The following is a 19,441-nucleotide window of genomic DNA, read 5'->3' on the forward strand; positions in this document are numbered from 1 at the left end:
TAAATTACCTTTTTACTATTTGCTAATCGCTACTACTGGAGGCGCTGGGCGCCTTCGCTTGCATGTAAAAAGATAGCTATGACGAAATCGTTTGGCTTCTTTCTTTGCATCCGTTGCTAATGCTGCAACCTGATGGCTATTTTTGCACTGCTGTAAATCGGGTTCAACTAATCCGATAGATAAGGTGAGTAACGGTACAAACTGCTTTTCACCTTCACGATTTGTAGCCCAATACCCTTTGCTAGCTATGTGATCGGGCGTAAAAAAAGCACGAGAACGATGTTCAAACTGTTCAATAATACGGTTACAAATACTTACCGCATCGCTTTGGTCAAAAACAACCATAAAGTCGTCACCACCAATGTGTCCTACAAAGTTAGCACTATTTGTACAGGCTTGCACTGTTACATCAGCCAATAATTTAATAACACTGTCGCCACTCGCGTAGCCATAAAGATCGTTAAACTGTTTAAAGTGATTCAGGTCAATATAGGCAAGATGAAATTTATTTTTATTACGTAACCTATGCTCTATAGCTTCGTTTATTGCAACATTGCCTGGTAACATTGTTAGCGGATTTGCATGTTGTGCGTGGCGAATTTTTTCTTCTGTTATATGTTTTAAAATGTCTCTTAGTGGCGCAAGCCCTAAATAATTACCGCCTCTAGTAATAACAATATGGCGCCTAATATCGAAGTCTTGCTCAGTTATTTGCTTACTCACCGTATCGAGCTTTTGGTCTACATCAACAATCAAGGGTTGTTTGTCCATTAACTCTATAACAGGGCGTTTATCATAAAGAGCATGACCATAGGGTGCTGCAAATACCTCGGTAAGTTGGTCTTTATGTAGTAGGCCCACTGGCTGACTCTGTTGATTGATTACAGGTATGCTAATAATGGCTTTGTCTTGCTCAAAAAGTAAATGAGCGTCTTTGCATCGGGTATCACTTGCTATGGCCTTTTGTGGTTGGCTTAGCGCGCCAATCGCCATTGACTGATCAAACTGATCACATAATTTAAATGTAAGTGCTTGTATTTGAGCAGAGCTAAAATCACGACTTGGTTGCAAGTTCGGTCGTTCAAATAAAAAACCTTGTACATTATTAATGCCTAAACTTTCAACCAGTGCGAGTTCCTCAGAGCGCTCTATGCCTTCGGCAATTACTAATGTGTTTGTTGCTTTAGCTAAAACAATAATTGATTTTAAAAACTCCTTTTTAACCTCACTCTGATCGCAATGGTCGATAAAATAACGATCTATTTTTACATAGTCAGGACGCAGTGCAGACCATTGCTTTAAGCCAGAGTACCCAGCACCTAAATCATCAATTGCAATGGTAAAACCGAGCTCTCGGTAATGCGCAATGGTTTTAAGTAATAAGTCGTCGTTATCTACTTTGTCTTGCTCTGTTACTTCTATAACAACACGATTAGTCGCTAAACCAAACTGCTCGGTTAGGTGGCGTGTTTCGCCTTTTGGGTGGCAAGGGTCTAGTAGCGTTTTTGGACTCACATTTAAAAAAAGCTTACCTTGCAAATTTAGCTTAACAAAGTTTTCTATTGCCTTTGAGCGGCATAGTAGCTCTAGCTCAGAAATAAGGCCCTCTTGATGCGCAGCTTTAAAGAGCTTATTGGGCATTTCTAATGGGCTATTTTGTGGACCACGGCTAAGCGCCTCGTAACCAAGAATGAGCTGACCAGATATATCTAAAATAGGCTGAAATAACGTGGTTACTTCCCCACTATCTAAAATAGCCTCTAAGGCTTGTCGTTGAAGGGTCACTACTGGCTCAATTATTATTTTAAATAGAGCAACAAAATATCAATTCTGTATGACATTTTTATTTCAAGCCCCTATATTACAGGCAATAAAAAACCGCTCATAGAGCGGTTTTTTTTTAATGCATTTAAGATTATGGCATTGCCATCGGATCTTGATCTGCACCTTCTTTTTCTATCACTTCTGGTATTAAATCTTCTTTACTTACTCCCATTGCAAGTGCAACCGAGCTTGCAACATATACAGAAGAATATGTACCAATAAATACACCAAACAATAATGCAGTAGCAAAACCATGAATGGTTTGTCCACCCCATACAAACAATGCAATCAATACCAAAATTGTGGTGATTGATGTAACAAGTGTACGGTTAAGTGTTTGCGTAAGTGAAATATCAATAATTTCAACGGTATCGTCGATGCGTACTTTACGGAAATTTTCACGAATACGGTCAGATACAACAATAGTATCGTTGAGTGAGTAACCGATTACCGCCAATATTGCCGCTAATATAGTTAAATCAAACTCTAAACCCAGTACTGAAAACAAACCTAAAGTGATAATTACATCGTGTAATAGTGCGCCTACAGCACCCACAGCAAAACGCCATTCAAAACGAAATGCAACGTAAATTAAGATACAAATAAGTGCAGTTAACATGGCTAGGCCACCCTGCTCTTTTAAGTCTTCACCGACACTTGGGCCAACAAACTCAATACGACGCATGACTACGCTGTCGTCCGCTTTTTTCAGTGCATCAATTACTTGGTTACCAATTACTTCAGCTTTAACATCGCTTCCACGTGGAGCTAAGCGCACTAATATATCTTGGCTCGAACCAAACAGCTGCACTGATGCATCAGCAAAGCCATTTTCACCAAGTACATTACGCACTTTTTTAAGATCAGCCGGTTGAGAAAAACCCACTTCTACCGCGGTGCCGCCGGTAAAATCAAGACCAAAATTTAAGCCCTTCGTAAACATTGATACTATCGACGCTACAATTAATAGCGTAGAAAAGCCCATTGCCACTTTTCGAAGAGACATGAAACGAAGGGTTCTGCTACCCAAACTTAAAATTTGCATGTCTGCTCCTTAAATAGAAAGTTTATCAATGCGTTTACCACCAATAAATAAGTTGATCACCGCTCGGGTACCAACAATGGCTGTAAACATTGAAGTTAAAATACCAATAGCTAATGTAACGGCAAAGCCTGCAATTGGGCCTGTGCCCACAGCAAACAATATAACTGCCGCAATTAACGTAGTGATATTGGCATCAAATATAGTGCTGAATGCGCTATCGTAACCAAAATGAACGGCTTGTTGCGGGCTACGACCATCGGCCAGCTCTTCACGAATACGTTCAAAAATAAGTACGTTAGCATCAACCGCCATACCAACTGTCAGTACAATACCAGCAATACCCGGCAAGGTTAACGTAGCGCCTGGAATAAGTGACATTATGCCAACAATAAGCACCAAGTTGGCAGCAAGCGCTAAGTTAGCCACTAAGCCAAACCCTTTGTAATAAATAAGCATAAAGGCAAGTACAAACGCAAAACCAAGTGCAACCGCAGTCATACCTGCTTCAATGTTTTCTTGGCCTAAGCTTGGCCCCACTGTACGCTCTTCAACAATTTGAATTGGCGCAACAAGTGCACCTGCGCGAAGCAGTAAACTTAAGTTATGTGCTTCAGCTGGGTTATCAATACCTGTAATACGAAAAGAGCGGTCTAAACGAGCTTGAATTGTTGCCACGTTAATAACTTCTTCTACCTTAATAGGTGGAAGTGCTTTACCGTTTTCGTCTTTTTTACCTGATGGTTTGTATTCAATAAATACCGTTGCCATACGCTTGCCAATAGCACGCTTAGTAAAGGCATTCATTTTTGAACCGCCTTTACTGTCGAGTGAAATACTTACTTGTGGGCGTTGGTATTCATCTGCGCCAGATTGCGCGCCAGTGATATGGCTACCTTCAAGAATAATGCGTTTTTTAAGTACCACAGGGTAACCGTCGCGGCTCATGATCATTTCAGTGCCTGCAGGGATACGGCCTTGAGCAGCAGCGCTTGGATCGGCGTTTTCGTCTACTTCACGAAATTCAAGCGTTGCTGTCGCGCCTAAAATTTCTTTAGCACGAGCTGTATCTTGTACACCAGGTAATTGAACAATAATACGTTCAGCACCTTGGCGTTGTACGTTTGGCTCTGCAACACCAATTTGGTTAATACGGTTACGGATGATTGTTTCGTTTTGCTTGATGGCGTAGTCACGAATCTCTTTCAGCTTTTGCTCACTCATGGTGGCAAAAAATGCATTATCGTTACTGCTGTCATCAATGTATACGTTAAGTGGATAACGAGATTCTAAAAAGCGCTCTGCAGCATTTTTATCTTCTTCATTACGCATTTCAACACGCATACGGTCAGAGCCAGCCACGCGACGAACGCTGCGATAACGAAGTTTTTCTTCGCGTAGATCGCTACGGAAATCTTGCTCCATTTGCTCAAGCTGGTTATCAACCGCTGTTGCCATGTCGATTTCCATGGTGAAATGTACGCCACCACTTAAATCTAGACCTAACTTCATTGGATTTCCGCCAAGGGATTTTAACCAAAGAGGTTGAGCCGGCGCCATATTAATGGCTGAAATGTAATCGTCACTTAGCGAGTCACGCAGTAAATCTTGTGCTTTTAATTGCTCTTCAACATTTTTAAAACGAACAAGTATTTGACCGCCTTCAAGCTTGGTTGATTTAACTGCTACGTTATGTTTTTTAAGGGTTGCGTTTACTTTGTCTACTACACTGAGATCAACATCAGCACCTTTAGCGCCCGAAACTTGTATAGCCGGGTCACGGCCATACAAGTTTGGAGAGGCATATAAAAGGCCAATGGCAACCACAGCTAAAACAAGTAAATACTTCCACACTGGAAACTTGTTTAACACGGGGTCGTCCTTATTATTTTTATAGCGACTTCATTGTGCCTTTTGGCAATACAGCAGATACAGACGCTTTTTGAACTGTAACTTCTGCTTGCTCATTTAAAGAGATAACGATGAAATCTTTATCTTCTGCAATTTTAACAATTTTACCTACTAAACCACCTTGGGTTAGTACTTCATCGCCTTTAGCCATCGCATTCATTAAGCCTTTATGCTCTTTAACACGCTTAGCTTGTGGGCGGTAAATTAAAAAGTAAAAAACTAAACCGAAAATAGCTAACATGATTAGCATTTCCATGCCGCCACCGGCTGCAGGTGCGCCAGCTGATGCGTGTGCGTTTGAAATAAATAAACTCATAATACTTCCTCTTTAAATTTAAAGTTTAATTTTTTATATCTGCAAGCTCTGGCACGTCTTGGCCGCGGCGAGCGTAAAAATCTTTAACAAATTCTTCTAGTTTACCTTCGCTAATTGCATTGCGCAGGCCTTCCATAACACGCTGATAGTAACGTAAGTTATGTATTGTGTTTAGTCGTGCACCTAAAATTTCGTTACATTTATCAAGGTGATGTAAATATGCACGCGAGTAATTTTTACACGTATGGCAATCACAATCAGGGTCGAGTGGACCGGTATCTGTTTTATGCACTGCGTTACGTATTTTAATAATACCGGTGGTAATAAATAAGTGACCATTACGCGCATTACGCGTTGGCATAACACAGTCAAACATATCTATGCCGCGACGTACCGATTCAACCAAATCTTCTGGCTTGCCAACCCCCATTAAGTATCGTGGTTTATCTTCAGGCATTTTGAACGCACAATGATCAAGAATATTCATCATTTCGTTTTTAGGTTCACCAACTGATAAACCACCTAGCGCATAACCATCAAAGCCAATTTCTTCTAGACCAGCTTGCGATTGTGCACGTAATTCTGGGTACATGCCACCTTGAATAATACCAAATAACGCAGATGGGTTATCGCCGTGACCTTCTTTTGAGCGTTTTGCCCAACGAAGAGACAACTCCATAGAGTCTTTAGCTTCTTTTTCAGTAGCAGGGTATGGCGTACATTCGTCAAATATCATTACAATATCTGAACCTAAATCACGTTGTACTTCCATTGATTTTTCTGGTGACATCATTATTTGGTCACCGTTTACAGGTGACTGAAATAAAACACCTTCTTCGGTAATTTTACGCATTGCGCCAAGACTAAATACTTGGAAGCCGCCTGAGTCAGTTAAAATTGGGAAGTCCCAATTCATAAAGTCGTGCAAATCGCCGTGCTGCTTAATAATTTCAGTACCAGGGCGAAGCATTAAGTGAAAGGTATTACCTAAACAAATTTGCGCACCTGTTGCTTTAACTTCATCAGGTGTCATGCCTTTAACAGTACCGTAAGTACCTACTGGCATAAATGCAGGTGTTTCTATTACACCACGGTCAAAAATCAAGCGGCCACGGCGCGCTTTACCGTCGGTGCGGTCTAATTCAAATTTCATATCATCCTCAATGTCGGAAAAACAGTCCAACAAGCTATAATTTAACCGCTCGATTCTACCCTTTTTGCACTGCTAATACTATTAGCTGCGGTAAATTCGCTCGTTATAATCATATGCAACTAAAAACCCCAGCAAGTATGCTGGGGTTGAGTGTTAGTTATATTTGATAATAAATAAAACAGCGCTATTTACGTGTTAAAAACATAGCATCGCCATAACTAAAAAAGCGATATTTTTGTTCTATTGCTGTGTTGTAGGCACCCATTATGTTGTCTTGTCCGCTGAACGCACTCACCAACATAATTAACGTTGACTCAGGTAAATGAAAATTAGTGACCATGGCATCAACGACATTAAATTGGTAACCCGGAAAAATAAAAATATCGGTATCGCCAAAGTAAGTATCTAATTTACCGCCATGTATTTTTGCAGCTGATTCGAGCGAACGCATTGATGTAGTACCAACAGCAATCACTCGCCCACCGCTCGCTTTAGTCTGTGCTACAGCGTCCACAACATCTTGTGGTACTTCAATGTATTCTGAGTGCATGACGTGTTCGTCAATGGTCTCTACACGTACCGGCTGAAATGTACCTGCGCCTACGTGTAACGTGACAAAGGCCATGTTTACACCTTTATTTTTAAGCGCAGCCATAAGCGGCTCGTCAAAATGTAAGCCCGCTGTAGGTGCTGCCACAGCCCCTGGTTTTTCACCATATACTGTTTGATAACGTTCGCGGTCAGCTTCGTCATCTGGTCTATCGATATAAGGCGGTAACGGCATATGGCCTATATCATTAAGTGTATCGAGTACATTTTTGCTGTGATCAAATTCCAGCTCAAATAAGGTGTCGTGACGGGCAATCATAGTGGCTTTAGCTTTGCCTTCTAAAATAACCTCATTGCCTGGTTTTAATGATTTACTTGCACGAACATGAGCAAGCACACGGTGTTCATCCAATACTCGTTCTACAAGTACCTCAACCTTACCGCCCGATGCTTTTTGGCCAAACATACGTGCTGGTATTACTCGCGTATTATTAAAAATGAGTAAGTCGTTTTCGTTAACTAGCTCAAGAATATCACTAAATACTTTATGGCTTATCTCCCCTGTTGGACCATCGAGGCTTAATAAGCGGCTACTCGTACGATCTTTTTTTGGAAAGCGAGCAATTAATTCATCGGGTAAGTCAAAACTAAAGTCAGCTACGCGCATAGTTGGTAATCCACATCATTAAAAATCGCGCCAAGTGTATATCTATCGTCAATTAAGCTCAAGAAGCCAATCCAACTACTGTAAACCTGAGCATCCTTCTATTCGGGGGGATTATTCAAATCTACTTGTTCTTACTAACAAAACTTATTACCCTTAGTAATGGTAGTAAATTACGATTTTTAGGATCTCCTGCGTGGCAGAACAATTAAATTTGCTGATTTTAAATGCAAGCCGTGCTGAGCGCAGGGTGATTAAAGATACTTTAAAAAAGCTTAACGTATTTAGCTTTATCGAAGCAAATGATAGCCAGGAAGCTCTTAAAACTCTTAAGCAACAACCGGTTGATATTATTATCACTGGATTAAATGTGGGTAAAATAGACGGTTGGCGTTTTTCTCGTATGATTCGCTCAGGGCTATTAAAAACCCCTAAAAACACCCCTATTTTGTTGATGCCCCCGACTTACTGCGAACGAATTGCAGAAACAACCGCCCGTAGTTACGGAATCGATGCTGTTTTGCCTTTTGAAAACCAAGATATGCTACCGCAAGTTCTGGCTAATGTTTTATCTACACATTTAGAAAAAAGCAGTCGACTAAACCTACTTTTGTTAGAGCCCCAGACAAATAAAGCGGAGTCTATAACTGAAGAACTAAAACTAAATTTTGCTATTACACATGTCACAACGTGTAAAGCCGCACTGAACCAGTACAACCAACAACAGTTCTCAATCGTACTGCTTGATACCACTCAAGAAAAAACCGATGAATCTAGCTTGCTTGTCGAAAATATTTTACAACATAACCCAAAGCAAGCCATTGTTACTATTATAGATAGCGCTGATGCAGATTATGCCGAACAGCTTTTGTTATCGGGCGTAACCGATTTTATTCGCGCCCCTTACGAACCTTCATTTTTAAATAAAGTATGTGATCATGCCGCTCGTCGAGAAGACTTTATGGTGAGCTACGCTGAATTTGCTCAAAAAGTAGAGCAGTTAAGCGTAAGCGAAGTGAGGTATAAAGAACTATTCTCAGCTCATCAGCGCATATTATTGCACCTTAATACTGTTGTTCTTGAGCTCGACCAGTTAGGAAAAATTCGCTTTATAAATCCAGCCTGGGAAACCTTAAGTGGTTTTGGCGTTAAAACAAGCCTGCAAAAAAGCCTAACGCAATTTTATACTGGTGAATGTCAGATAAAGCTCAAAGCAACCATCGACGATATACTCGGTGGTGGGAACGATCATCAGCAAATAGAAATAAAACTCCAACATAAAAACGGTGGCCAAATTTGGGTTGAATGTAGGTTGCAGCTAATTAAAAACAGACGCAATAATGCAACGATCACTGTCACTATTGATAACATTCACGAGCGTAAGCAAGCCGAACTTCAATTACGCCACCTTGCGCTGCATGACCCATTAACTGGCCTACACAACCGATACCACTTTGACCAAGAGCTAAGTCGTATTTGTAAACCCAAACATACTCACTGCGATGTTGAGCATGCCTTGATTTACATTGACCTTGATCATTTTAAAATTATTAATGATAGCCAAGGTCATCATCAAGGCGACTTGGTGTTAAAAGATGTGGCACAGCTGTTTAAAGACAATATTGAAAAAGAACACTTAGTATGTCGCATTGGTGGCGATGAATTTGCCGTCATTCTAAAAAATATGAACCTACTCGATGCGCACCTTATTGCAGAAGGTGTCTGTAGTGCCATAGAGCAGCATACCTTTAAGTCAAACGAGCAAAGCTACACAATAAGCTGCTCTATCGGCTTAACGCAAATTACAGTAAACAATAACGACCCTAATGAGTGTTTAAAACAAGCCGACATTGCTTTGTATATTGCAAAAAACTTAGGCCGTAACTTAGTACATTGCTATTCAAAAGAAGATGCGCACAACAATACACTTCAAACAGGTCTTGAGTGGGGACACGAAATCCGCCAAGCACTTCAACAGAATAATATTGAATTGCATTACCAGCCTATATGGGATTTTAAAGCAGAAAAAGTTGCTTACTTTGAGGCACTATTGCGCTTAAAGCATGAAGGCACTCTTATTTACCCTAATCAGTTTATTCCGTCTCTAGAAATGCTTAACGACACCTTTTTAATGGATCAGTGCGTAATTAGAAATGCAATTGCCAGTGTTGCAAAATACCCTCAACTTAGCCAAGTTGCTATTAATCTATCTGCACAATCATTCTTAGATGAACGACTGCTACCACTCATTGAATCGAACCTTGAAAAGTACAATGTTCCCGCCACACGGATTATTTTTGAGATCACCGAATCCGCAAGCATAAACAACATACAAGCTACACGTAAGATGATTGATAAACTTAACTCTTTAGGGTGTCACTTCTCAATAGACGATTTTGGGACTGGCTTTAGTACCTTTAGTTACCTAAAACAGCTGCCTGCTCAACATGTGAAAATAGATGGCTCGTTTGTTCGCGACATGCTTAATGACCCCATTGACCTTGCTTTGGTAAAAGCAATTAACGACATTAGTCGCTCACTTAATAAATATTCTGTTGCGGAATACGTTGAAAATAAAGAATTATTTACTACTTTAAGAGACATTGGTGTCGACTACGGACAAGGCTACTTTATTGCTCGCCCCGTTCCTGTTGAAAAAATAAATGATGAGCTTGAAAAAATTTATCAAAATAAAAGTATTTACCAACAGTAGCCTAGGTTAAAACTAACAAATTCGAACAATTTAACGTCACTTTTTTCTTCCATTATTTTCTTTCTTGCCTATACTTTCTTTATCAGATAAAGAGGATGTCATGTAATTTAAAGGATTACGCTGTATAAACATGACATCAACCCCCAGTCAATACATGGTTGATTACAAGTTACAAGGGTTTTAGGGAGGAAGGTATGGCGCAACTAGTTATATTATTACTGATAATTCACCTTATTATTGCGTACCAATGTTACAGGTATTCAAGTTTAAAAGGTTACCCCGTCAAAGTATTTACCGTATTAGGATGCGTGCCCTACTTTAATGTAGTGGTATGGATTTACTTACTTTTTTTACCTGAACTGGAGCCATTTGAAAGCCATGTTCAAAGTCAAAAGCAGCCATTGTAGGCTGCTTTAATTTTTTAATAGCGGTTAACTTTAATTGCTTGGCTCATTAAAGTTTAAACTACATTGGCGTTGTAAAAACACCTCAAGCTGCTGGCTAAACAATTTAAAATCGCGAATACGTCCTGTAGTTTTTCGCCAGAGAATACCAATATCTCTGTAAGCATCGCTTTGCGACGGTGTGGCTACCATCTGTTTATTTTCTAAAATACCGGCATTAATGGCCATTTGTGGTAAAAAGGTCACCCCGAGCTGGTGTTCAACCATACTGAGTAATGTATGTAAGCTGGCCGCTTCAAATGGGTTAATACAGCTTGAGCGGTTTAAATGGCACGCACTCAGCGCGTGACCCGTCATACAGTGCTCTCGCTCTAGCAAAAACACACTGGCATCAGGTAATAGGTTAAAGTCTTCTACGCCCTTTGCAGGCATATAATCTTTATGGTGCACTAAGCTAAAATGATCTTTTGCTAAAATTTGGGTATGGAACTTGTCGGTTGCATACGGTAATGCCAGTAACGCTAAGTCAATGTGCCCATGCTCTAGCTTATCCAGTAATTTGTCGCTGGTATCCTCAATTAGTACCAACTCTAATTCACAAAAAGTTTGCTGACAAAAGTGATACAAAGGCGCTGCAATAAAGCTTGCAATAGTAGGAATAACGCCTACGGTTAACTTACCGCTAAGGGGCGTTAAAAAGCTTTTTGTAAGCTCTTTTAAACTAATAGTGTCGTTGATTATTTTTCGTGAACGCTCAACAACCTCTTCACCTATGCTTGTAAACATAAGACTTCGGTTTTCACGCTCAATAAGTTGGCAACCTAGCGTTTCTTCAAGGTTTTGAATGGCACTGCTTAGTGTCGACTGGCCAATAAAGCAGGCACTGGCTGCACGGCCAAAATGCTGATGCTGATGAACAGCGAGTAAATACTGAAGCTGTTTAATACTTGGAAGATTGGTCATTTTTTCTTTCCACAAATAAAAAGACCCCAATACCTAGGGCATTGAGATCTTTTCAAGCTAAAAGTCTTTTAGTACTTTTTTGTTAAACCCCAAATGCGGTTCTCAGTACGTAGAAGATAACAATAGCAAGGGCAGCACCAACTGGCAACGTTATTACCCAAGAAACTACAATGTTTCTGATAACGCTCATGTTAAGTGCACCAATACCACGTGCCATACCTACACCTAGTACCGCACCCACTAAGGTTTGAGTAGTAGAGATTGGCATACCAGTTCCTGATGCAATAACAACAGTAGAAGCAGCGGCAAGTTCTGCAGCAAAACCACGGCTAGGCGTTAAATGTGTAATGCCTTCACCAATTGTTTTAATTACTTTTTTACCTAAAATGGCAAGACCTGCAACAATACCAAAGCCACCTAGTGGAAGAATCCACCATGCAATTGCTGCCTTCTTAGCAATTTCACCGTTGTTTTCAACAATATTTACAACAGCAGCTAGTGGACCAATTGCATTAGCAACATCGTTAGAACCGTGAGCAAATGCCATACAACAAGCGGTTAACACCATTAATACCGCAAACACTTTTTCTACGTTATTAAATTGCATTTGCTTATCAGCTTTAGGATCGATGTTTAAGCGAGAAATAGCAATTTTACCAATGATGGCAACAACCACTGCAACACCAATTGAAAGCGCATAGCCTTCAACAGAACCTAGGTTAATACCAACGTGCTTTAAACCTTTTTTGATTGTAACTAAAGCCATGATAAAACCCGCTAAACCCATGTAGATTGGTACGTAGCGTTTAGCGTTCTTTAATGGTGCATCTGTATCAAATATAAGCTTTTGCGCGCTCATGAATATTAGATACGCAATAAAGCCGGATATAGCTGGTGTAATGATCCAGCTTCCTACAATGCCGCCTACTTTATTCCACTGGATTGCTTCTGTACCCACAGCTACTAGCGCAAAACCAATGATTGCACCAATAATAGAGTGAGTTGTTGATACTGGCCAACCTAAAAATGAAGCAATTAGTAGCCATGAACCCGCGGCAAATAGCGCGGCAATCATACCTAAAACCATCAGTTCAGGAATATTCGCAAACGGTGCAGCATCAATTATTCCTTTACGAATAGTTGATGTAACTTCACCACCTGCCAAATAAGCACCTGCAAACTCAAAAATCATAGCTATTAAAATAGCTTGTTTGATTGTTAATGCTTTTGAACCTACAGATGTACCCATGGCGTTCGCAACGTCGTTCGCGCCAATACCATAAGCCATGAAAAAACCAACAGCTGCGGCAATTAAAACTAATACCGTGCCGTAAGATGCAATGATATCCATTGTATAACCTTAATCTTTCGTGTTTGAACTGATTTTAAATTAACGAGCTAACATCAGCTCAAGACGTGATCCTACGCGCTCTGCAATATCTGCAAGCTCACCAACCCATTCAATAATGCTGTATAAAAACATTACATCTACAGGGTTAAGTTCACTTTCTACTTCACGTAGTTGGCGGCGTACTTTAATTTGCATGTCATCCGTGTCTTGTTCTATTGCATCCAATTCAACGAGCATTTTTTCTACTAAGGTCACTTCGCGACCTTTAAAGCCTGTTTCTAATAGCTCTTCTAACTCGTTTATTGCTTTAGATGCTTGTTTTGTCGCATCCACACAACGAGTTAAGTAAGCCAAGAAATCAGCTTGCATTACTGCTGGTATGGTCATTTCACGACCGATTACGCGCCCAGCAATGTCTTTTGCTTTATTAGCAATTTTGTCTTGTTGGGTTACTAACTCGAGCAGATCCGTACGTTCTACCGGCATAAATAAACCGCGTGGTAACTGTAAACGTATGTCTCTTTTCATGTCATCGGCTTCACGCTCTAAATTACGAATAGTGATACGAAGCTCTTCTGCTTGTGTCCACTCTTCTTTAAAAACGTGATTAAAAAAAGGTATCAAAGCTTTACTAGCTTGATGAACTTTTTTGATGTGATCTTCCATTGGTTTGAAAGGAGATTTTGCAAAAACTCCTAAAAACGCGTTTGTAGGCATAACTGACCCTTTAATCAAATTACATGCGTGCAGCATGCGATTTTACAGTATTCACAACAATTGTGAACGGTTTTTATTATTTAACTTATAGCTAAATAAACAAAGCGGCTTATAGCCGCTTTGTTAAAATGCGCTAATGAACTTTAAAGCGATTTTTCAATATCTTCCTGTGATATATGGCGAATATCTTTACCATTTACAAAGTAGATAATGTACTCAGCAATATTCTGACAACGGTCGCCAATCCGCTCTAATGAACGCACTGACCAAACTAAATCCATGATTTTTGGAATAGAACGTGGATCTTCCATCATGTACGTCATAATTTGACGTGTTATGGCTTCATATTCACGATCAACTTTAGCATCTTCTTTGTGTACTTCAAATGCGCGTTGCACATCCATACGTGCAAACGCATCAAGTACATCGTGTAACATTTTTAAAACCTGACGACCCATATTTTCAATATTCACTAACAAATCTTGTTGATCTTTAGTGAAAGAATCGAGAGCCACTTTTGCAATACGCTCAGCTTCATCGCCAATACGCTCGAGGTCAGCAATAGTTTTTGCAATAGCAATCACCAAACGTAAATCGCTGGCAGCGGGCTGACGACGCGCAATAATACGAGTACATTCTTCATCAATGCTCACTTCCATAGCATTAACTTTGTAGTCGTTTTTACGCACTTTTTCTGCAAGTTCTGCATCGTTTGTGCTTACCGCATCAAGCGCACTACTTAGTTGTTGCTCAACTAACCCACCCATGCTTAGTACATGGTTACGAACATTTTCAAGCTCTTGATTAAAGCGACCAGAAATATGCTTATTAATATTATGTTCCATAATTACCTTCTCTCTAAATCTTGTACAACACGATACTGTTAATTATTTAGCCGTAACGACCTGTAATATAATCTTCAGTCTTTTTCTTTGTTGGTGTTGTAAATAAGGTATTTGTATCTGAGTATTCAATCAGCTCACCCATGTACATAAAGGCTGTTTGGTCAGACACTCGCGCTGCTTGTTGCATGTTATGCGTAACAATAACAACGGTAAATTTATTCTTTAAATCGTTAATTAGTTCTTCAATAACTAAAGTCGAAATTGGATCAAGTGCAGACGTTGGTTCATCTAGTAATAAAACCTCAGGCTCTATCGCAATAGAACGAGCAATAACTAAACGCTGTTGCTGACCGCCTGATAAACCAAATGCACTGTCATGTAGTCTATCTTTTACTTCATCCCATAAAGCAGCGCCACGTAATGACTGCTCTACTACTTCGTCTAACTTACGCTTTTCTTTAATGCCCTGTAAGCGTAGACCATAGACTACATTTTCATAAATCGATTTTGGAAATGGATTAGGACGCTGAAACACCATCCCAACGTTACGGCGAAGCGCCGCAACATCTACATTTTTATCGTAAATATTTTGTCCATGAAGGAGTATTTCACCTTCAATTCGACAAATATCAACCAAGTCATTCATTCGGTTAATACAACGTAATAGCGTTGATTTACCACAACCTGATGGGCCGATAAACGCCGTTACTTGGCCTTTTGGAATATTCATATTCACTTTACTAAGCGCTTGTTTATCACCGTAGTAAAGATCGAGATCTTTAATCTCTAACGCTTTTTGCTCGTCTGTTAAATTGTCTAAATCTAACTTCATGCCCAAATTGGCTTGGTTTACTTTTGGAGCGACTGTAATCATGTTTGTTACCTATTAAATCTTTACTAATTAGTGTTCAAGCGATCTGAATTTTTCACGTAAATGGTTACGTATACCAATGGCCGTTATGTTGAGTGTGATAATTACCGACACAAGTAAAAATGCCGTTGCATATACTAGCGGGCGTGCCGCTTCAACATTTGGGCTCTGGAAGCCAACATCGTAAATATGAAAGCCTAAGTGCATGAACTTTCTGTCTAAGTGAAAATACGGAAAGTTGCCGTCTAATGGTAACGTCGGTGCCATTTTAACAACACCTACCAACATCAGGGGCGCAACTTCGCCTGCTGCACGTGCAACAGCCAGTATTAACCCCGTCATAATTGCAGGGCTTGCCATTGGAATTACAATACGCCATAGGGTTTCAACTTTAGTTGCACCCAATGCTAATGAACCGTCACGTACAGTGCTTGGAATACGTGATAAACCCTCTTCCGTAGATACAATAACCACGGGTAACGTTAGTATTGCTAATGTTAGTGCAGACCACATTACACCCGGCGTGCCAAATACTGGTGTTGGTGAAGACTCTGGGTAAAATAATTGGTCAATACTGCCACCAAGCATATATACAAAAAAGCCTAAGCCGAATACACCATAAACAATAGAAGGTACACCCGCTAAGTTAATTACCGCGATACGAATCATTTTAGTGACCGCATTTTTTGCCGCGTATTCGTGCAAGTAAATAGCAGCAACAACACCAAACGGCGTTACTATCACAGCCATCAACATAACCATAAATACAGTACCAAATATAGCAGGGAATACACCGCCTTCTGTATTTGCTTCGCGAGGATCGTCAGATACAAACTTGCCTAGTTGACCAAAGTAATGGCCTAGCTTTGCAAAAAAGCCCATGTCGTTCGGAAACCACACATCAAGTACTTGATACATAGGGATCGTGACTATTTCGCCGCGCATATCTTTTACCGTAACATGGTCACGTTTTGCCTGTTTACGTAGTGCAAATAACTCTTTTTCAAGTTCGCCGTACTCTGCACGTAATTCGGCACGCGCTTTTGCAAGCTCTGCAACACGTTCATCTGTTAACTGGTTATCAAGTAAGTAGCTTTTCTCTTTTAAGCGTAAGCGCTCAAGTTCATAGTTGATATGACCTATATCGCCATTTTGTAAATCCAGTGCTTCATCATTTAAATCTACAGCACGCTCAACAAGGTCATATAAAGCCTCTACTTTATCGCCCTCTATTGGCTTGCCGTCTTTAAATACACTTTCTACATACCCGTAAAAATTACCATTTTTACTACGTTCAAATACTGCAAGCGTAGCGGGTGTAGACTTTGCTTTTATGTCGGTTTCAAGTATCCAACGAAAATCTAGAGCTACGTATTCACGGTTACCTGTTTTTATAAGTAAACGTTCAAATTCTTCTTTATCAAATGCTGAAACATCAACACCTGTCGCTGCCAAACGTTCTTTTGGTACGAGTTCACGGTCGTAAACTTCACCAATAACGGTTTGCTTGGCAATCGAGCCTTCAAGCTCAAACTGTACAACTTGAGAAGGCCAGAAAAAACTCAATCCCTTCCAGGCTATCATCGCTAATATACCTAAAACCGAAATTAAGCTGATGCTCACTGCACCGCCGGTCATCCAAATCCAAGGAGAACCAGACTTAAACCACTGCTTTACCATGTCGTGTCTCTCCACTTACATTGAGCTGTATTTTTCACGTAACTGCTGACGAACAAACTCAGCTAACGTGTTAAATACAAAGGTGAATATGAATAGTACAAAGGCGGCTAAAAACAATATTCTGTAATGCGAGCTACCTACTTCTGATTCAGGCATTTCTACCGCAATATTAGCTGCCAGCGTTCTCATGCCTTGGAAAATACTCCAGTCCATAATCGGTGTGTTACCTGTTGCCATGAGTACAATCATGGTTTCGCCCACGGCTCGGCCTAGGCCCATCATTACCGCAGAGAATATACCTGGGCTTGCAGTTAATAGCACAACACGTACGAGTGTTTGCCATTGAGTAGCCCCTAGTGCTAATGAACCATTTGATAAGTGCTTAGGTACACTAAATACGGCGTCTTCCGCAATAGAGAAGATAGTTGGAACCACTGCAAAACCCATTGCTATACCGACTACCAATGAATTACGTTGGTCGAATGTCATGCCCAACTCGTTTGTTAGATACTGGCGTACATTACCGTCAAACATCCACAGCTCTACTGTTTCGCTCATTGCGAACGAGAACCAACCAACAACTAATACAACAGGAATCAAAATAATTGAATGAGAACCTTCAGGTATTTTATGGCGAATACTTGCTGGTAACTTCGTCCACGCAAGTGCTGAACCTAAAATACCAATAGGTAATAAAATGAGTAAGCCAACAATTGCAGGTAAGTGCTCTTCAATTAAAGGCGCTAACCAAAGGCCCGCTAAAAAGCCTAAAATAACCGTAGGAAGTGCTTCCATTATTTCAACGGTTGGCTTTACAACCTTACGTAATCCACTCGACATAAAGTACGCAGTGTAAATTGCCGACGAAATCGCAATTGGTACTGCAAATAACATAGCGTAAAAAGCCGCTTTAATTGTACCGAACGAAATAGGCACTAGCGAAAATTTAGATTCAAAGTCATCACTTGCAGATGTTGACTGCCAAATGTATGCAGGCTCTGGGTAACCTTCGTACCACACTTCTTGCCATAACGCAGACCATGTTACTTCAGGGTGTTCGTTGTGAACCTCTAATACCGTTAATTTGCCATCCGCTAAAATTAACGCAGCATTTGAACGTGGAGCAATTGCAAAGTGTTTAATTTCGCCTTCACTTACTTTACCCTGCCACAACTTAGCTTCGCTTGTTGTGTAGTAAACACCAAGCTCACCGTTGCTGCTGGTAGTAAAGAAAGTACGACGATAAAATTCTGTAAAAATATTTAATTTGCTTTGTTTGGTTGTTTCAAACGCACGAATTTTTTGGAACTGACGACCAGCGTCTGTGTTTACTTCAAACCACTGCGATACTTCACCGTTATCATTAGCAAGCATTAATGAGTTTGCACCCGCAAGTAACTGAGCAGACACTATATTAGCGTTTTCTTCATTAGCCGATAATAACTGGATTTGCTCTACTTCACTCGGATAGCGCGTATCATAAACGTAAATTTGATTAGCTGAACGAATAAACGTACGTGTTGTATCTGGCGAAATTAAAAGCTCATCTACACGACCTTCAACATCAAGCTCTGTTCGCTCAACAACCCACTCTACTTCACCTGTAAACATGTTTTCTTCAGCAACAAAGCTGCTAAACAAAACGCGCTTATCTGCGGTTAATGCAACAACCGCCGTTTTATCTTCATAGTGAGTAAACGCAAAACGCTTGATAGCAGCGCCTTGAGCATCAACTTCTAACGCCATTTCACCAAGCGGGTAATCAACGCGTGGCGTTAATTTGCGTTCGTTATTTGGAAAGGTAACTAAAAATTTAGGTACAACCACCATTACAGTGCCGTTTTCTAAACCATAGGCGTATTGGCCCTGAAACGGTGCACTCGTTGCAAAGCTTGTTACTTCGCTTGGAAGAGCAACATTAAGCGTCTTGAGTTTTTTACCAAAACTTGCTTTTTCTACATTGTAAAAATCAACTTGGCCTTGTTGGCTTAGTAAATAAGCAACTTCGGTTTGCTCTTCAACACCTAAGCCAACTATTTGATCTGCGTTACTTACTGTGAAGCTGTCACGCTTTTCAACTTTAGCCGACTCAAAAATTGGCTGTACTACATAAAGAAGGTAGAAAAATATTAACAACAGCGCTATTAATACCATTACTCCACCGGCGGTTATGCCAAATTTGGCAAACCTGTCTTTAAATAGACGGCTTCGATCCGTATTAAAAGACGGTTTATTCGGATTGGAAGTCATCAAAACACCTTTAAATCTTAACGTTCTATAAATTATATTTCATCAAGATGACAGTAATGTTACAACGGTCATAATAAGCACTCTAATTAAAGGTATATCTAAGGTGGCATAAGTTATTGTATTAATTAAGCGTTAGATTAGTCATTTAGAAGGGAACTAAATAACAAAAATAATTGGACAAAGCATTT

15 protein-coding genes are annotated in these 19,441 nt (G+C 40.2%); 2 read left to right on the forward strand and 13 right to left on the reverse strand.

Annotated elements, in window-relative coordinates:
- Positions 1 to 15 precede the first annotated feature (15 nt).
- The 6 genes from ATS72_RS09745 to queA form a co-directional block, all read right to left on the reverse strand.
- Positions 16 to 1,785, reverse strand: coding sequence for a bifunctional diguanylate cyclase/phosphodiesterase (locus tag ATS72_RS09745; RefSeq protein WP_082650907.1), 1,770 nt, complete (start codon positions 1,783 to 1,785; stop codon positions 16 to 18).
- Positions 1,786 to 1,915: 130 nt separating this feature from the next.
- The gene (secF, locus tag ATS72_RS09750; RefSeq protein ID WP_006791186.1) at positions 1,916 to 2,869 is read right to left on the reverse strand and encodes a protein translocase subunit SecF; all 954 of its coding nucleotides are present in this window, start codon (positions 2,867 to 2,869) and stop codon (positions 1,916 to 1,918) included.
- Positions 2,870 to 2,878: 9 nt separating this feature from the next.
- Positions 2,879 to 4,738: a protein translocase subunit SecD gene (gene secD, locus ATS72_RS09755; RefSeq protein WP_006791187.1), complete on the reverse strand. Its 1,860-nt coding sequence runs from the start codon at positions 4,736 to 4,738 to the stop codon at positions 2,879 to 2,881.
- A gap of 19 nt (positions 4,739 to 4,757) precedes the next feature.
- Positions 4,758 to 5,093 carry a preprotein translocase subunit YajC gene (gene yajC / locus ATS72_RS09760; RefSeq protein WP_006791188.1) on the reverse strand — a complete coding sequence of 112 codons (336 nt, stop codon included), beginning with the start codon at positions 5,091 to 5,093 and terminating at the stop codon, positions 4,758 to 4,760.
- Positions 5,094 to 5,118: 25 nt separating this feature from the next.
- Entirely contained in the window at positions 5,119 to 6,246 is a 1,128-nt protein-coding gene (gene tgt, locus ATS72_RS09765; RefSeq protein ID WP_058429641.1) for a tRNA guanosine(34) transglycosylase Tgt, read from the reverse strand.
- A 184-nt stretch (positions 6,247 to 6,430) separates the two neighbouring features.
- A complete protein-coding gene (gene queA, locus ATS72_RS09770) occupies positions 6,431 to 7,462 on the reverse strand; it encodes a tRNA preQ1(34) S-adenosylmethionine ribosyltransferase-isomerase QueA (RefSeq protein ID WP_010556659.1) in 1,032 nt (343 codons plus the stop codon).
- Positions 7,463 to 7,655: 193 nt separating this feature from the next.
- On the opposite strand from queA, the gene ATS72_RS09775 reads away from it, so the two are divergent.
- Entirely contained in the window at positions 7,656 to 10,172 is a 2,517-nt protein-coding gene (locus tag ATS72_RS09775) for an EAL domain-containing protein (RefSeq protein ID WP_058429640.1), read from the forward strand.
- Positions 10,173 to 10,366: 194 nt separating this feature from the next.
- Positions 10,367 to 10,579, forward strand: coding sequence for a hypothetical protein (locus ATS72_RS09780; protein WP_006791192.1), 213 nt, complete (start codon positions 10,367 to 10,369; stop codon positions 10,577 to 10,579).
- Between the two features lie 30 nt (positions 10,580 to 10,609).
- On the opposite strand, the gene ATS72_RS09785 is transcribed toward ATS72_RS09780, so the two are convergent.
- From ATS72_RS09785 to ATS72_RS09815, 7 genes are all read right to left on the reverse strand, one after another.
- Positions 10,610 to 11,539: a hydrogen peroxide-inducible genes activator gene (locus ATS72_RS09785; protein WP_006791193.1), complete on the reverse strand. Its 930-nt coding sequence runs from the start codon at positions 11,537 to 11,539 to the stop codon at positions 10,610 to 10,612.
- 82 nt (positions 11,540 to 11,621) lie between these two features.
- Positions 11,622 to 12,890 (reverse strand): inorganic phosphate transporter, encoded by a 1,269-nt coding sequence (locus ATS72_RS09790; protein ID WP_008130472.1) that lies wholly within the window; start codon positions 12,888 to 12,890, stop codon positions 11,622 to 11,624.
- A gap of 39 nt (positions 12,891 to 12,929) precedes the next feature.
- Complete coding sequence (locus ATS72_RS09795) at positions 12,930 to 13,607, reverse strand: TIGR00153 family protein (RefSeq protein WP_006791195.1); 678 nt, start codon at positions 13,605 to 13,607, stop codon at positions 12,930 to 12,932.
- 143 nt (positions 13,608 to 13,750) lie between these two features.
- Positions 13,751 to 14,452, reverse strand: coding sequence for a phosphate signaling complex protein PhoU (gene phoU, locus ATS72_RS09800; RefSeq protein WP_006791196.1), 702 nt, complete (start codon positions 14,450 to 14,452; stop codon positions 13,751 to 13,753).
- Positions 14,453 to 14,498: 46 nt separating this feature from the next.
- Positions 14,499 to 15,326, reverse strand: a complete 828-nt coding sequence (gene pstB / locus ATS72_RS09805; RefSeq protein ID WP_006791197.1) for a phosphate ABC transporter ATP-binding protein PstB — start codon at positions 15,324 to 15,326, stop codon at positions 14,499 to 14,501.
- Positions 15,327 to 15,353: 27 nt separating this feature from the next.
- Entirely contained in the window at positions 15,354 to 17,003 is a 1,650-nt protein-coding gene (pstA, locus tag ATS72_RS09810; protein WP_058429639.1) for a phosphate ABC transporter permease PstA, read from the reverse strand.
- Between the two features lie 15 nt (positions 17,004 to 17,018).
- The gene (locus tag ATS72_RS09815; RefSeq protein WP_006791199.1) at positions 17,019 to 19,253 is read right to left on the reverse strand and encodes an ABC transporter permease subunit; all 2,235 of its coding nucleotides are present in this window, start codon (positions 19,251 to 19,253) and stop codon (positions 17,019 to 17,021) included.
- Positions 19,254 to 19,441 lie beyond the last annotated feature (188 nt).

The sequence above is a fragment of the Pseudoalteromonas sp. 13-15 genome (genome assembly GCF_001468205.2).
Classification (GTDB): Bacteria; Pseudomonadota; Gammaproteobacteria; order Enterobacterales; family Alteromonadaceae; genus Pseudoalteromonas; species Pseudoalteromonas marina.

Bases quoted from the DNA above. Each gene is read 5' to 3' on its own strand.
- secF (WP_006791186.1), bottom strand. From the start codon at position 2,869: ATGCAAATTTTAAGTTTGGGTAGCAGAACCCTTCGTTTCATGTCTCTT.
- yajC (WP_006791188.1), bottom strand. From the start codon at position 5,093: ATGAGTTTATTTATTTCAAACGCACACGCATCAGCTGGCGCACCTGCA.
- tgt (WP_058429641.1), bottom strand. From the start codon at position 6,246: ATGAAATTTGAATTAGACCGCACCGACGGTAAAGCGCGCCGTGGCCGC.
- queA (WP_010556659.1), bottom strand. From the start codon at position 7,462: ATGCGCGTAGCTGACTTTAGTTTTGACTTACCCGATGAATTAATTGCT.
- ATS72_RS09780 (WP_006791192.1), top strand. From the start codon at position 10,367: ATGGCGCAACTAGTTATATTATTACTGATAATTCACCTTATTATTGCG.
- ATS72_RS09785 (WP_006791193.1), bottom strand. From the start codon at position 11,539: ATGACCAATCTTCCAAGTATTAAACAGCTTCAGTATTTACTCGCTGTT.
- ATS72_RS09790 (WP_008130472.1), bottom strand. From the start codon at position 12,890: ATGGATATCATTGCATCTTACGGCACGGTATTAGTTTTAATTGCCGCA.
- ATS72_RS09795 (WP_006791195.1), bottom strand. From the start codon at position 13,607: ATGCCTACAAACGCGTTTTTAGGAGTTTTTGCAAAATCTCCTTTCAAA.
- phoU (WP_006791196.1), bottom strand. From the start codon at position 14,452: ATGGAACATAATATTAATAAGCATATTTCTGGTCGCTTTAATCAAGAG.
- pstB (WP_006791197.1), bottom strand. From the start codon at position 15,326: ATGATTACAGTCGCTCCAAAAGTAAACCAAGCCAATTTGGGCATGAAG.
- pstA (WP_058429639.1), bottom strand. From the start codon at position 17,003: ATGGTAAAGCAGTGGTTTAAGTCTGGTTCTCCTTGGATTTGGATGACC.
- ATS72_RS09815 (WP_006791199.1), bottom strand. From the start codon at position 19,253: ATGACTTCCAATCCGAATAAACCGTCTTTTAATACGGATCGAAGCCGT.